General features: G+C 44.2%; 13 protein-coding genes. 4 read left to right on the forward strand and 9 right to left on the reverse strand.

The features are described from left to right. Positions 1 to 2 precede the first annotated feature (2 nt). A complete protein-coding gene (mraZ, locus tag V1225_RS12785; RefSeq protein WP_160200521.1) occupies positions 3 to 434 on the reverse strand; it encodes a division/cell wall cluster transcriptional repressor MraZ in 432 nt (143 codons plus the stop codon). A gap of 304 nt (positions 435 to 738) precedes the next feature. Here mraZ and V1225_RS12790 point away from each other — a divergent pair, with 304 nt between their 5' ends. The 3 genes from V1225_RS12790 (at position 739) to V1225_RS12800 (ending at position 3236) form a co-directional block, all read left to right on the forward strand. Then, the gene (locus V1225_RS12790) at positions 739 to 1800 is read left to right on the forward strand and encodes a hypothetical protein (RefSeq protein WP_201759495.1); all 1062 of its coding nucleotides are present in this window, start codon (positions 739 to 741) and stop codon (positions 1798 to 1800) included. Between the two features lie 302 nt (positions 1801 to 2102). Next, on the forward strand, positions 2103 to 2948 hold the full coding sequence (locus V1225_RS12795; RefSeq protein ID WP_338546719.1) for a hypothetical protein: 846 nt from the start codon (positions 2103 to 2105) through the stop codon (positions 2946 to 2948). A 30-nt stretch (positions 2949 to 2978) separates the two neighbouring features. Then, a complete protein-coding gene (locus V1225_RS12800; protein ID WP_160200523.1) occupies positions 2979 to 3236 on the forward strand; it encodes a DUF1653 domain-containing protein in 258 nt (85 codons plus the stop codon). Positions 3237 to 3364: 128 nt separating this feature from the next. On the opposite strand, the gene V1225_RS12805 is transcribed toward V1225_RS12800, so the two are convergent. Together V1225_RS12805 and V1225_RS12810 are read right to left on the reverse strand one after the other, a co-directional pair. Continuing rightward, positions 3365 to 5293, reverse strand: a complete 1929-nt coding sequence (locus V1225_RS12805) for a bifunctional UDP-sugar hydrolase/5'-nucleotidase (protein ID WP_338546721.1) — start codon at positions 5291 to 5293, stop codon at positions 3365 to 3367. A gap of 53 nt (positions 5294 to 5346) precedes the next feature. Next, complete coding sequence (locus tag V1225_RS12810; RefSeq protein WP_160200525.1) at positions 5347 to 5598, reverse strand: GIY-YIG nuclease family protein; 252 nt, start codon at positions 5596 to 5598, stop codon at positions 5347 to 5349. 129 nt (positions 5599 to 5727) lie between these two features. On the opposite strand from V1225_RS12810, the gene V1225_RS12815 reads away from it, so the two are divergent. After that, complete coding sequence (locus V1225_RS12815) at positions 5728 to 6519, forward strand: hypothetical protein (protein ID WP_251613630.1); 792 nt, start codon at positions 5728 to 5730, stop codon at positions 6517 to 6519. Here V1225_RS12815 and V1225_RS12820 read toward each other — a convergent pair. From V1225_RS12820 to V1225_RS12845, 6 genes are all read right to left on the reverse strand, one after another. Next, entirely contained in the window at positions 6516 to 7715 is a 1200-nt protein-coding gene (locus tag V1225_RS12820; protein ID WP_161908991.1) for an AI-2E family transporter, read from the reverse strand. The genes V1225_RS12815 and V1225_RS12820 overlap by 4 nt on opposite strands. Before the next feature lie 260 nt (positions 7716 to 7975). Next, on the reverse strand, positions 7976 to 10519 hold the full coding sequence (locus tag V1225_RS12825) for a heavy metal translocating P-type ATPase (protein WP_338546724.1): 2544 nt from the start codon (positions 10517 to 10519) through the stop codon (positions 7976 to 7978). A gap of 5 nt (positions 10520 to 10524) precedes the next feature. After that, the gene (locus tag V1225_RS12830; RefSeq protein ID WP_160200529.1) at positions 10525 to 10833 is read right to left on the reverse strand and encodes a metal-sensing transcriptional repressor; all 309 of its coding nucleotides are present in this window, start codon (positions 10831 to 10833) and stop codon (positions 10525 to 10527) included. A 309-nt stretch (positions 10834 to 11142) separates the two neighbouring features. Beyond that, positions 11143 to 11916 carry an acyl-ACP thioesterase domain-containing protein gene (locus V1225_RS12835; RefSeq protein WP_160200530.1) on the reverse strand — a complete coding sequence of 258 codons (774 nt, stop codon included), beginning with the start codon at positions 11914 to 11916 and terminating at the stop codon, positions 11143 to 11145. A 50-nt stretch (positions 11917 to 11966) separates the two neighbouring features. Beyond that, complete coding sequence (locus V1225_RS12840; protein ID WP_338546727.1) at positions 11967 to 13946, reverse strand: FtsX-like permease family protein; 1980 nt, start codon at positions 13944 to 13946, stop codon at positions 11967 to 11969. Continuing rightward, positions 13939 to 14706, reverse strand: coding sequence for an ABC transporter ATP-binding protein (locus V1225_RS12845; RefSeq protein WP_160200532.1), 768 nt, complete (start codon positions 14704 to 14706; stop codon positions 13939 to 13941). The genes V1225_RS12840 and V1225_RS12845 overlap by 8 nt, the downstream gene beginning before the upstream one ends. Positions 14707 to 14754 lie beyond the last annotated feature (48 nt).

Consider the following 14754-nt stretch of genomic DNA (forward strand, 5'->3'; position numbering starts at 1 on the left):
CCCTAAAATCTATACTGCGCCAAGGACTCTGCAAATTCTTCAGAATCCATTTTGTTTTCGTTATCCGGTGCGTCCCAGACTTCTTTACTCCAGACCTCAATCTTTCGCATAGCGCCCATTGTCACCAGTTCCTTATCGATGCCTGCGTATTCTTTTAGTTCCGCCGGTATAACGATTCTCCCCTGTTTATCAAATTCGCAGTCAACCGCATTTGCACAGAAGTGACGAATAAATGCTCTAACCTTTGGATCCGATTCAGGCAGCGCCTCAATCTTATCCATCTGCTTGTCCCATTCATTCATAGAGTAGATGTAAAGGCACTTGTCCATACCCTTAGTCAGTACGCACCTGCCTCCCAGCTGATCCCTGTGTTTGGAAGGAACAATCATTCTGTTCTTGGCGTCTATTGAGTTGTTAAAAGTCCCCATGAACATGGATTTTCCTCCAGTTTTATGCAAATACGATATACTACTACGATTTTACACACCCCATTTTACACCACTTCCCTCCACTTTTCAAGATTTGTTCCCCACTTTTTTGAATTTCTCCCCCATTTTTTTGATTTTTTCACCTTTCAATTCACGAAAAAAAACAGCTTAACTACATCTTGTACTACCCATTTTCTTTGCACCTAAATGTTGCCTTTCGCATAGGATATATTAAACTTACATAGCGACAGCTATGCCTTCGGCGAATCTTCTCCGAAGTCGTTTAAAATATAAAGTGAGGTAATGAAATATGAACAATGAATCTCTGGTATACCTGAACAAGGTTTTCACCGATCTTGAGATAAAATCCTGTCCTTTGATGACTCAGGTTTGCACAACACCTGAAACCTTCGAGCAGCAGCTGTCTGTCTTTGATCCACAGGAAGAAACTTGCGGCTGCAGCGACTGTTCCTGCGGCGACTGCTCCTGCTGCCATAACTGCGGATGTTCTTGCGGATGTTCCTGTGGATGCGCTTCCGATCTTGATTGCTCCGATTTGAATTTTGTTGTTGACAGCACCGAAGTTATCATCAGTGATTTCGACCTATCGTGCCCATCTTCTATTGAACCCTGCAACGTCACAGTAGACGGCATTCCTGTAGATATGCTGGAAGTGTTCAACGAAAGATACATGGCAGCAACCAATGATTTAATGAGCCGAATCGGCGACTGCTCCTGCATGGAAAGCGGAAATTCAACCAAAGGATATCTGCTGATTTCCGGCGTAGGCGGTTTCCACGCAAAGCTTTCCATCATTCTGCGAGGCAGCGTTTTCAGCGGTGGATGCTGCAAAAAGTTTAAATTAGTTTTTACCACAAGAAACAACATTTGCTTCAATATCCCAGGACAGTCAACTTTCGCTACGTCCCAGCTGTGCCTGCCTTGCACAACTGGCGGAATTGCCCCGATTATCAATTTCTCCTTCTCCGCAAACGGCACCCTTTTGAATCCTATGATTACTGCCTGCCAGACAAACGGAAACTGCAACCTGTCTGTCACCGGCTGCCTAGTAACAGAACCTATCGCAAGCGTACAGGTTACAAGACAGACTTTATTCAGACTGGATGCAGAGGCGCTTCCTGTACCTTGTGATGATATCGAAAAATGCAGACAGAGTATAGGCGAATGCGGTCTTGCTGACGATGACAGCAACGCATTTTCTCTGAGACACAGATGTTGTGATGACGGTAGGCGTACAGAGCAGGAAGCCGACAGCTGCAGTTGTGGTTGTGGCTGCACTACTGCTTCCAGAGAAAACCGCACCACTTCTATCGCCTGTCAGTTCAACGGTCGTAACGGCTGTAATTTCTAATTTGCTAATATGAAAACAATTCGCCAGCGCCTTCGCGCTGGCGGTTTTGTGCCGACATTTTGAACCTAGCACTACAGCACCTTTGTACCGGCACTTTTATGTCGGTATTTTGGATATTGAAAATCTATGTATATTCTTTCCAGTTTTCAGTTTTTCAGCAAACGGTTTTCATAATCATAGACTTTCCATGTAAAAAAGAAGACTCTACCATACATGTTCGGGCAAAATTCCCTTTATGATACAGAGAAATCGGGATATAATAGATATCATAAAGAAAAGCTTGCAAAACGGAGGTAGCCGGCATGAAGAAGAAACTGCTGACAATAGTTGTAAGCCTCGTAGCATTGGCTGTGTTTATTCGGTCGCCTCTGTCAAATTATCCGGTAAGTCTGGCGGTTATGAAAATCTACAGCGAAATCCATGCGCGTGACAGCATCATGGAAGAAAAGGGAATCAAGCTTCATATTCCCGGCGGCAGTGCCGCGAAAGAGAAGAATTGGTATCCCTTTGTGATGACTTTCAATGCCGATGTAGGATTCCAGCGATTTACGGGAGAGTCGAACCTGAAGCTGACCATCCTGTACAACTTTCCGGCTTTTAATCTTTGGAAAGGCTGCAGCATGGTCTATGATTCAGCTTCGCCGTATTACAACGGGTTTTACGGCGCTTATCTGGTTTGCCGCGGAGAAGACGAAACCGTGCCTTACGGCTTCCTGCCTGACGGAAGCCTGGACCCTGAAGCTGCTGCACAAGTGCCCCGGTTTGACTTTCAGAAACTGGTTTTGCAGGATTTTGGCATCAAAACAGATACGCTGGTATTTGACTGGAAAATAGAAAAAATCCGGACGAAGGTAGCTTATCTTGGAATTGATGGCTGGACGCAGACAGATGCAAGGCTGACGGTCAACGGGATGCAGCACCAAAAAGAAGATTTCCGCAGATCCTATCTGCAGTATGGCCCGCCGGGATATCCTTTGCCGGATATCCCGCCAGAAGCAGACTTTGCGCCGGTGGATATGATAGGCAGATTGTACGGCAGGTACTTTGCAGAATGGGACACGTCAATTTTCTTTTACGTGCTTGCTTCCAATCAAGAAGTACTGGAAAACTGTGACAGGAATATTTTATCCCGCAGCATTCTGCAGTGAATTTATCACACACAACGAGGAGAAACGAAGATGAATACTATAAAAATCAACGGTATATATCGCCACTTCAAAGGCGACTACTATTTACTGGTTGGCACGGCCAACCACTCAGAGACTGGGGAGACCTATGCGGTTTATCGAAAACTATACGAAGACTGCGGGCTCTGGATTCGACCTTTAGACATGTTTCTGGAAGAAGTCGATCATGAAAAATATCCTGATGTGAAGCAGAAATATCGATTTCAGCTTCAGGAGATAAGCAGCGTAAGAGACGAAAATAACCGTTAAAACGCCAGTGCTTTCGCCTGCGCTTTTCCGCAAATACTGTCCCCCAAAAATAATTCCCATATGAAACGCTGGGTTTTCTTTCTATAAAAAAGGAGCGTGCCGACGAATTATCGTCAGCACGCTCCTTTTTATCTTCGACTGAACATCATATCTTTCTTTCGAATTGGGTTTTTCCCATATCGAAGTCGCTTAATCAGTTTGACAATCAGCACAAGAATCAGTGCTATAATAGCTATAACCAGTATTGCTGCTGCAATCATCATTCTGAAAAATTTATTAGGCTTCTTGAAAATATCCTCCAGAGTCTTACTGTCCTCAAGCACTTTTCTCCCCTCAGGCGCCCCATACTTTTCAGTAATGTCCTGGGGATCCATAGAGTCCAGATAGGATGCCAACGCATACCACTCTTTCAGCTCACTTCCATTTTTATCGTAAATAATGTGATCTTCAAAATCAGTGATTTCCACTCCATTTTTATCTTTTGGCACAACCGACAAAAGACCGTAAGACATAGAGTTAACCGTGCCCAGCATTTGCGCAGAATAAAGGTCTGCAACCACCCGGTACAACTTGTCGGACTCGGGCTCAGTGATATTTCCTTCTTCGTCCAGCACTTTAATATCAAAGGTTCTGTTCAAAATCAGTCTATTCGGATTATACGTGTAGGTCAAACCGCTGAAATAAAGTCTTGCAGGGCTCATGATTTCAGAAACGGATATATCGATTTCAGCCGCCAGTTTCAGTTCATCCCCTGTCAAATACACGCTGACCAGCGGATAGCCTGCAACACCATCTTTTCCCGTGCCTAAAGACAGCGCGTTGAATGCGTCAGCTACAGTAACTCTTCCTCTCGAAAAAGAGCCTCTGATAACACCAGCCGGTGCCACCGCAACATCTACTGGTACATAATTTTTACCCTCCGTCCTGCGCACACCATACACATAAGAATCGGCAATGAGATTGCCCAAAGCATCCTCTCCCTGCTCCTGTCCAAAAACGTCAATCCCCGTAAAATCTACTGGATTGCTGACTAAAGTTTGATCCCAGCTATAACCGTAGAGGTTGAAATATTTCCTGTCTGCCAGTTTCTTGAATTTGTTTACTGCATCTGCAGTTTTCTTATTCTCCTTAATTTTGTTATCAAGAGGAATCAGTTCATAGTCATCAAGTTGGTAGTCGTCTCCCTTTTTCACAAAGGTCACGGCACCCAATTTTTCGTTGTACTGTCCGCAGGAAGCGATTACTGTATCACCCTTTATAATTGGCTGCGAAAACTCAGTGTGACTGTGTCCACTGATAATCAAATCAATGCCGTCCACTGATTCTGCCAGAATTTCATCCTCAGAAGCTTCCGGATTTGCTGAGGTACCACTGTGAGAAATGCATACAATCAGATCAGCCTCCTCCTTGCTCTCTATCTGCTCTACGATAGCCTGCGCGGTTTCCACAGGATCCTTAAAATAAGTACCGCTTTCCGGCGCATAGCTTGCCGATTCCTTTCCGAAAATACCGAAAACAGCTACTTTGACACCGCCGCGAACAAAGACCTGATACGTCTGATTGACCCCATATTCATTCATGGCATTTTGAAGATTTTCTCCATCAGCGCGCAAAGCTTCTTCCCCAAGGGTTTGCTCCCAGTCTATGTTAGAAATCACCAGCGCCGGCACTTTATCTTTGGAAGTCTTTGCCGTGCGGAGCATTTTTGCAAGACCTTTTGAACGATAGTCAAACTCATGATTACCAAAGGTGGTCGCATCATATCCCACAGCTCCCATCATCCGAAGTTCACTTGCCTCTTGTTTGAAAATGGTCTGAAAAGGTGTGCCCATGGAAAAATCTCCCGCATCAAAAACGAAAGTCTGGGCATTTTCTTTCTTTTTCCCATCGATAACAGTCTTGATCTTCGCAAATTTTTCAAGATGGGAATGCATGTCGTGGGAAAATACGATGGAAATCGCATCATTTCCCACTGTGTCCGCCAAAGCTGTCGACGGAACAATCATCATCAGGGTCATACAAAGGACCAGTGCTTTTGCCAGTATTTTTTTCATCATATTGCCTCATATTCTCTGTTTACCGGATTTTATCCGATTTTTTGTCTATTTTATCACAGTTTGTCGAATTGTGCCACCAGTAGTTCTTTCTTCTCTTTAGAAAGCTTCTTGATAGCAGCCTCTCTGCGCATAGCCTCTTCCTTGGTTTCAAATTCTTCAAAGTATACCAGGGTCACTGGGCGCCTTCCTCTTGTGTACTTAGCGCCCTTTCCGCTGTTATGAGCTTTTTCTCTGCGTTTAAGATTTGTAGTGTAACCCGTATACAGGCTGCCGTCGCTGCACCGCACCATATAGGTATAATTCATAAATCCACCTCGTACTCTCTACACAGTATATCACAAAATAACAAAAAAGACCTGGTATATTTTCCTCCAACTTTCAGACAATAGAAACAACTAATACGCTATTGAAAATTCTATTGTATAGGAGGATTTATGACTGATTACCCACTTCTGATTGCTCTTTTTTCTGTTCCGTTTCTTCTGGGCAGGCTGCGCACCTTCCGGAAAGGTCTCGTTACAAGCCTGTTTATACTGCTACTCTTTCTGGGAAATGGCAGTCTTTTGACGCTTATCATTCCTATCAGCAGCGCTGTATTTCTTTTTTTCATGGAAAGAAAAAGGGCAGTCCCTGCAAGAGAGCAATCTGCCTTTGTAAAAAATCCTTTTTCCTTTATGATGACTATATTTCTCATTTCTATGGCAATTTTCTGCGCTTTTGGAGATGCGTTCTATCACTATGGGTTGTTTCTGTCACTAGATGAAAAAATCCTTGCCTTGGGAAAACAGTGTGCAAGCTTTGGTCTTCTGTTAGGTCCTCTTGTTCTTGGAAATCGGTGTGACCGCAAAGGACCTTTCAGCGCCGCAGTTTTTCTCTCCCTGTCGGCAGAGCTTTCCATCCTTTTCGCCGGAACCGCTCAAAGCAGCGCTTTGCTCTTTGTCATCGGAAATTTTCTTCTATCTTTTTCTATTTCCGGCTTTTTCGTGCTCATGCCTTTGCTTTTTTCTGCATTCTACGGACAAGAGAATTTTCTTCGCATGTATCCCGTCTCAGCGGCAAGCGCCGCCCTTTGCTGGGGAGTTTTTAGATATTTCTACATCAGTGACTGGTCAAAATCAGTAAGTCCGGCGTCCTTCCTTTTGAGTCTTTTGATTCTCATTGTCGTCTCTTCCTTTTGCGTCTTTCACGCCTGGAAAAGAAGACTGGTTTTAGTACAGCCGATTTAGACCTGCCTGTCCTTTTTTATCAGAAGGACCTCTTCAGCAAATTCAGCTTTTTCCTGCCATTTTTCTGGCGATACATTGTTTTCAGCCAGCCTGTTCTTCACGTAAAGTCTAAACAGGGCATACAGCACAGAGCAAATCGGAATGAAGATAATCATGCCGGCAACACCCATCAGGTTTCCACCTACAGTAATAGCAACCAGAACCCAAATCGACGGAAGGCCAATGGAACCGCCTACTACGTGCGGATAAATCAAATTTCCTTCTATTTGCTGCAGCACCAAAAACATAGCTAAAAAAATCAGAGCTTTCAGCGGGCTTACCATGAGAATCAGAAGCACACCGATTGCACAGCCGATAAACGCTCCCACCATAGGAATGAGTGCTGTAAATGCAATCAGTACAGAAATCAGCATAGCATACGGCAGCCCGAAAATTGTCATCGTCACAAAAAACATTAGACCCAAAATGCAGGCTTCCAGGCACTGTCCGGAAATGAATTTTGAAAAAGTCTTACTGGACAGGCCCAGTACATAAAGAACCTTGTCTGCAGTCTGCTCTTTCAAAAACGCATAGAGAATCTGCCTGCCCTGTCCTGCCAGTTTTTCTTTTGCCATAAGAATATATACCGCAAAGACAAAGCCAATGAAAAAGCTAACAAGCGCCCCGATGATATTGCTCACGGTGCTGATTCCGCTGTTTATCATAGTTGTTGCGGCATCTTGAATCAGTACAGAAACCTTTTGCACAATTTCACCCCAGTCAACCGCTAGCTGCTCTGAAATATTCTGTACCACACGAAAATAGCCCATATTTGCACTAATCCATTCCTGTACTGTATTAAACGCTACTGGCAGCTGCTCTGCAATACTCATCATGGTTTCCGAAAGCTGCGGAATGATGATATACATGGCAACTACAATAATGCCAAGAACCAGCGTCAGCGTCACCAGAAAAGAAACTGCTCTGCTGCCCTTTTTCTTTCTGCTTTCACCACGAAAAAGTCTGTTCTCAATCTTTGTCATAGGCACGTTAAGCACAAATGCAATACAAGCACCCAATATAAACGGAAATGTAACGTCAAGAACACTGCCCAAAGATTCCATTACAAGTCCAATATTTTTCACACCCAAATAAAACAAAATGCACGCAAATGCAATGAGTATGGTCGTTTTTATGTTTTTCTTATTCCAGTCCAAATTTTATTCCCCCTCGTTTCGTTCCTGGCTTATTAACCTTGTTCACAGCCTCATACACAATATAATATATTTTAGCACAGAGGCAGGGAATCAGTAAAGGGGTTCTGCGCCAACTTCGATACTATTTTCCCAAGATTTTGCGTTCCTTCTGCTTCAAAGCAGCCCGCAGGGCGCACAAGAAAAAAGCAGCCGTTCTGACAGGCGGTTCTTCCCGTCACCAAAAGGCTGCTTTCTTTCATTTTTCCGCAAGCGGCGCGATGCTATCTTACCAGCTCGTAGCCCGCATCCTTTACCACTGCTTCAAAAGCATCCATGGAAATTTCCTTTTCGCTTTCTACGCTGGCAATACCGGATTCCAGATTAACCTCAGCCGTAACACCTTCCATTGCGTTAAGAGCATCAGCCATGTGTTTCTGGCAATGCTGACACATCATGCCTTTAATCATCAGTTCATATTTCATTTTTTCTTTCCTCCTTATTTCCTCAGCACCTGTGCAAGAAGCAGCCGGTGCGGATAATCGTTTTACTTTAAAATTTCTAAGACGCAGTGCATTGAGCACTACACATACACTGGACAGGCTCATGGCAGCCGCCCCAATCATCGGCGACAGTTTCAGACCGAACATCGGATACCAAATTCCCGCCGCAACAGGAATACCGATAACGTTATAGAAAAATGCCCAGAACAGATTTTCTTTGATGTTTCGAATGACCGCTTTGGAAAGCTTTACGGCAGTCACTGCATCCAAAAGATCATTTCTCATCAGCACAGCGTCCGCACTTTCAATAGCAACGTCGGTTCCCGCACCGATAGCGATACCGATATCTGCTTTGGCAAGCGCTGGTGCATCGTTGATACCGTCACCAATCATGGCAACCTTATGACCTTCAGCCTGCAGTCCTGCAATATGCTTTTCTTTGTCGCTAGGCAAAACCTCTGCAATAACCTTTGGAATCTGCAGCCTTTTTCGTAAGGCTTCCGCCGTCCGTTTATTATCTCCCGTCAGCATGACCACATCAATCTTCATCTCTGCAAAAGCATCTATCGCCGCTTTACTGCTTTCCTTTTCCACATCGGCGACAGCAATGATGCCGATTATACTCTTTTCTTCAGCAAAAATCAGCGGCGTTTTTCCCTGGTCGGAAAGAACGCCCAGTTTATCTTCAATACCCTCTGTTGAAATTCCAGACTCTTTCATCAGTGCAGCATTTCCCGCAAAGTATTTCTTTCCGTCGATGACAGCCTTTACGCCTCTTCCAAATACCGCCTCAAAGCCTTCGGCTGCTTCCTGCTGCACCTGTCTTTCTTTTGCATACTCCATCACAGCTTCCGCCAGTGGATGTTCGCTTCCTGCCTCTAAAGTCGCTGCAATTTTTGTAAGTTCTTCCTCGCTCATACCAAAGGCAGCAATATCCGTTACCTTTGGTTTTCCCTCTGTAATGGTGCCTGTTTTATCCATAACAACAGTGTCAATACTGTGCGCCGTTTCCAGTGCCTGGCCGGATTTGATGAGAATACCGTTTTCGGCGCCTTTTCCGGTTCCAACCATAATTGCTACCGGCGTTGCAAGCCCCAGTGCGCACGGGCAGGAAATCACCAGAATAGAAATGCCGATAGATAGCGCAAACTCAAAGCCATACCCTGCAATCATCCATATAACTGCAGCAATGATAGCGATAGCAATAACTGTCGGTACAAAAACTCCTGCGATTTTATCCGCCATTCTGGCGATAGGCGCTTTGCTGGCACTGGCCTCTTCAACTAAACGAATAATCTGGCTGATGGTGGTATCTTCCCCCACTTTGTCACAGCGCACTTTGATAAAACCGTTTTTGTTGATTGTCGCAGAAACTGCTCTGTCACCAGGCTGCTTTTCTACCGGAATGCTCTCGCCTGTAATAGCAGACTCATCAACACTGGTTGTTCCACTGATAATTTCACCGTCTGCAGCGATGCTTTCGCCCGGTCTTACGACCAGAATATCTCCTTGCATCAGTGCACTGGTTTCAATACTGATTTCTTTTCCGTCCCTCTCTACTGTAGCTGTTTTCGGTGCCAGATTCATCAGCTTTTCGATAGCTTGACTGGTCTTTCCTTTGGAACGGGTTTCCATATATTTCCCTACTGTAATCAAGGTCAGAATCATGGCTGCAGATTCAAAATAAATATCCCCTGCATAGTGATGTACCAGCGCCATATCTGCCGTCTCAAAGCCGTGAACAATACGAAAGATTGCAAAGGTTCCGTAAAGAATCGCTGCCGAAGCCCCCATAGCAATGAGACTGTCCATGTTGGGGCTTCCTCTGAAAAGACTTGGAAATCCCTTGAGAAAGTATTTCCGGTTCAAAAACACGATCGGTATGAGAAACAGCACCTGTGCCAGTATATTGGTCAAAGGATGCTCCATATCCATATGATGACCTGTCAGCATTGGCCCCATGGAAAAACACATCATGGGTATCAGAAGCGCCACCGACCAAATTAATCTTTGCTTCATCTGTTTGGTTTCATCAAGCGCAGCCTTAGATGCACTGCCATTACTGCCCCCGCGGGCTGCGCCGTTTCCTGCACCGCCCTCAGCACTTTTCCCTCCATCGTCAACAAATGCGCCATAGCCGGCTTTTTCAACTGCTGTAATAATTCCTTCCGTATCCAGTTGGTTTTCATCGTATTCGACCTGCATAGTGCCTGTCAAAAGATTAACGCTGACCTCCTGACTGCCCGCAAGCTTCGTCACAGTCTTTTCTACTCTGGATGAGCATGCCGAGCAGGTCATTCCCGTCACTCTAAATTTTTCTTTCATAACTATTACCTCATCAGTTTATGCAGGGTATCGCAAAGCTCGTCGACCATCTTGCTGCCGCCCTGCTTCACATCTTCCACTACACACGATTTAATATGTGCAGAAAGCAAAACTTTATTAAAAGAATTGATTGCAGCGCTGACGGAAGCTACCTGATTGACAATGTCAATACAGTATCTGTCTTCCTCTACCATCTTTCTGATTCCACGAATCTGTCCCTCTATCCGTGCTAATCTATTGATTAAATCCTTTAATTCTGCTTCTTCTCTGTGTTTGACACGCTCAGAGCAAGCAGAGCATGATTTTTCGCTCATAATGCGCCTCCTGTTTTCTCGTGATACATATAGTATACCCCTGTAGGGTATATTAAATCAAGTATTTTTTCTCGCCTGTGCATATATTTCGTAAAAATCCTCTAACTATGCACGCAGGTGTGCATAGAATTAGTAAAAAGCAAAAAAATATGCACTTTTGAGCTGTTTCACGCTGATTCATCTACTGAATCTGCGATATTTCATTCCCAAAAATGCATATATTTCTTGTATAGTCCGAAAATATGCACATTCTCCGAGAAAATTATGCATATTTTTAAAGAAAATGGCGATTCTATGTACACCTTAGAGTCACCCACCGGCAGCAATGCATCGGTTTACTTTCCGAACACCAATCATAGCTTCCACATTGGTTCCCGCCTCTACCTCTGTATAGAAGCAGTAGGTTTCCTCCGCACGGCTGTCTTCTGGCACCGGTGCAGGCAGCTTTGCCATATAAATGGTAATTTCACCTCCAAGGGGTGCTTCCTTCTGGTAACGAAGGTTCACCGATGTAACCTCTTTTTCCTGAATATCAGGAATAAGTCCCCAAAGCATGTCAGGATAGTAAGTGTTGTTCATGTGCAGATTGATATCCACATCGCTGTAAGCCACCTGCTTCGTACCGACTTTTTCAAATTTCAAATCCTTCGGCAGGCGAAACCTGTCTTTCAGCCCCATCTCGTGAGGTTCTTCCATCTCATAATTGCTAAGATCCACCTCAGAGGCTTTGCAAAGCTTTCCAGTCTCATGATTGACAACTGCCCAGACGCTATAGCCCTTTGCCACGATTTCACCTTTGCAGACCATGACAAAACATCTGATAAAGGTTGCACCCTTTTCCGGGCAGCGCCAAGTCTGTACCGTAATCTCATCGTACTTTTCCGTCTGTTTGTAAATTTCAATGGAAATTCGCGTCAGGATAAAAGCCTTGCCGTCCACAAACAGCTCGTAATAAGTCGGTTTGCGGTCGCGCATTTGATGGTCTGCAGTCTCAATCATATACCGCTGTACCAGAGACGGCCGCAGATGATTATTAATATCCACATCATGACTGGTGATTACATAATTGTCCGTGTATCTCATTTCCACCCTTCTTTCTATTCAGTCTGAAAGGTATTATAACATAATTTTTTTTATCCCACAATCTTGTAATATTCTCTCGCCGTCACCATGTACACCAGAGCGTAAATCCCTGCAAAAATCAGGAAAGTCACCAGAGTGCAGATTGCAAAGAGCCCCACATTGGTCATAGCAAATACTAAAAGCAACTTAGTAATCATCTTAAATGCCGCAGCAATATGAATGCCTGCCATGACAAGAGGCACGAAGAACACCATCAGCACCTGTTTACGAATGGTCGCTTTTACTTCCTTCTTGCTCATGCCTACCTTCTGCATAATCTCAAATTTCTCTTTATCATAGTAGCCCTCGGAAATCTGTTTATAGTAGATGATGAGCGCTGCCGCAAATGTGAATACAATCCCCAGGAAGATGCCCAGAAACAGAAAGCCGCCAACCATCTCTACATAATCACCTGTTTCTTCTTCTTGCGTGGCAACCCTAAGCATTTCGTAGTGCAAACCAAGCTCACTGTCATCTTCTCTAAGCGCCTGTGCATAGTTGGCATTCAGCTGTTCATCGCAGTCAGTATAAATGTTCAGGTGGGTATAGAGGTAACAGCTGTTTTCGTATCCACCATTTACCACTGTAAGAAGATTCTGCAGTGCTTCGTCATCTGCCAGAATTAAATAGCTGACATCGGTCATACCATTTTCTATCTCTGCCAGCTCCAGAAAACCGTCTACTTTCTCTTTCAGATGAAACTGTATGTTTCCCACTTTGAAATCCTCAGAAACATCAGACAGAGTTGTATACATAGCAACTTCGTTTCCGGTAAGTCCTAGTTTTTTGCCTGTCAACCTAGTATATGAATCCTCTGTCATAGCTGCAAAGCTTACCATGTCTTTTATATTCTCCTGTGTTCCCCTTTCAAAAATGTAGTTTTCTTCGCTTCTTATTGCAACAAAGGGAAGGAACTGATACGCCCTAATATTTTCGATTTTTACACCCATGCTGTCAGCACGATTTTTTGCGGCATTTTCAAGTTTTCCCATATCATCGTTTATTTTTGCCGTGCACTCCTGAATATTAATATCTCCCGGAGCCATCTTGTCAACAGTATCATTCATACCGAAAAACAGGCTGACCGTGCCAGATACCATGACAAGCACCATAGTAGACAAAATGCAGATGTTTGCAAGTCCCACCGCATTTTGCTTCATTCTGTAAATCAATCCGGAAACTGCCGTAAAATTGCCCGACTTATAGTAAAACTTTTTATTCTTACGCAGTGCCTTTAAAATGACGATACTTCCCGCAGTGAAAAGACAATAGGTGCCGATTACAACAAGCACCACCGCCACAAAGAAAAGCATTAACGCCTTCAGCGGATTTTCTGTAGTAATTGCAATGTAATATCCTGCCCCCAGGCATAAAAATCCTACCAGAGCCAATGCGCCTTTTGCCTTCGGTTCTTTCTCCCCTACATTTCCTCCGTGAAGAAGTTCAATCGGCTTTGCAAGGCGAATACTCATCTGGTTTGCCAGTGTCGTCAGCACAAAAAGCGCACCAAAGAGAATCGCACTGTAGATGATGGCATCTTTAGAAATCTCAATTCCAAAAGGTGGTTCTGCGCCAAAGACCCAGTTTAGAAACAAGTGTACCAGCTTGCTGAACAGAATTCCACTGAACATGCCGCAGATAAAGGATGACATCGAAATCAGCATCCCTTCTATCACCAGAATTCTGCCGATGTGTCGCTTTTCCATACCGAGAATATTGTAAAGACCGATTTCCTTTTTTCTCCGTTTCATAAGGAAGCTGTTGGTATAGAACAGGAAGATAAAGGAAAATATTGCCATAACTCCTACGCCCAGTCCCATAATCATGCTGAGACTGGCAGACATAGTCGATATTCCCTCATTCATGGCAAGAAAACAAATGATATAAAACATCCCCGTAATTCCTGCTGAAGCCAAAAAATACGGCAGATAAAACTTTCGATTATTTTTAATATTGGTCAGCGCAAGCTTCCATGAAAAATTTTTAGCCACGTTTACCACCACCTGACTGCAAAACCGTCAGTGTGTCCGAAATCTTTGCGAACATCTCATCTTCGGTCATATTTGCTCTGTAAATCTGATGGAACACTTCACCGTCTTTAATAAAGAGCACTCTGCTGGCGTGACTTGCCGCTTTGGTACTGTGGGTCACCATCAGAATCGTCTGTCCCGCTTCATTGATCTCACCAAAAAGTTTGAGCAGACTGTCGGATGCAGCAGAGTCCAGCGCACCTGTCGGTTCATCTGCCAAAATCAGCTGCGGACTTGTAATCAACGCTCTTGCAACCGCCGCTCTCTGCTTCTGTCCGCCAGATACTTCATAAGGATATTTCTTCAGGATATCTTTAATTGCCAGATGTTCCGCAATAGGAGCAAGCTTCTTTGCCATTTCTTTATAATTTTTCTTCGCCAGCACCAGAGGCAGGAAAATATTGTCCTGCAGTGAAAAGGTATCCAGCAGATTGAAATCCTGAAACACAAATCCAAGATTATCACGGCGAAATGCGGAAATTTCCCGCTCAGAAATCGTTACGATATTTCTGCCGGCAAGGAGCACCTCGCCGCTGGTCGGCTTATCCAGCGCCGCTAAAATGTTGAGCAACGTGGTTTTACCGGAACCTGATTCCCCCATAATTGCCACATATTCACCCTCTTCAACAGAAAAAGACACATTGGAAAGTGCCTGCACCTGATTTCCTCCAAAGCGGGTCGTATAGATTTTCTTCAAATTTTTAACTTCTAAAATGGTCATTTTTTGAACCCCTTTCTATGAACATGGCTCTATGATAGCAAAAAAGGG

It is taken from the genome of Emergencia sp. JLR.KK010 (genome assembly GCF_037018265.1).
GTDB lineage: Bacteria > Bacillota > Clostridia > Peptostreptococcales > Anaerovoracaceae > Senimuribacter > Senimuribacter intestinalis.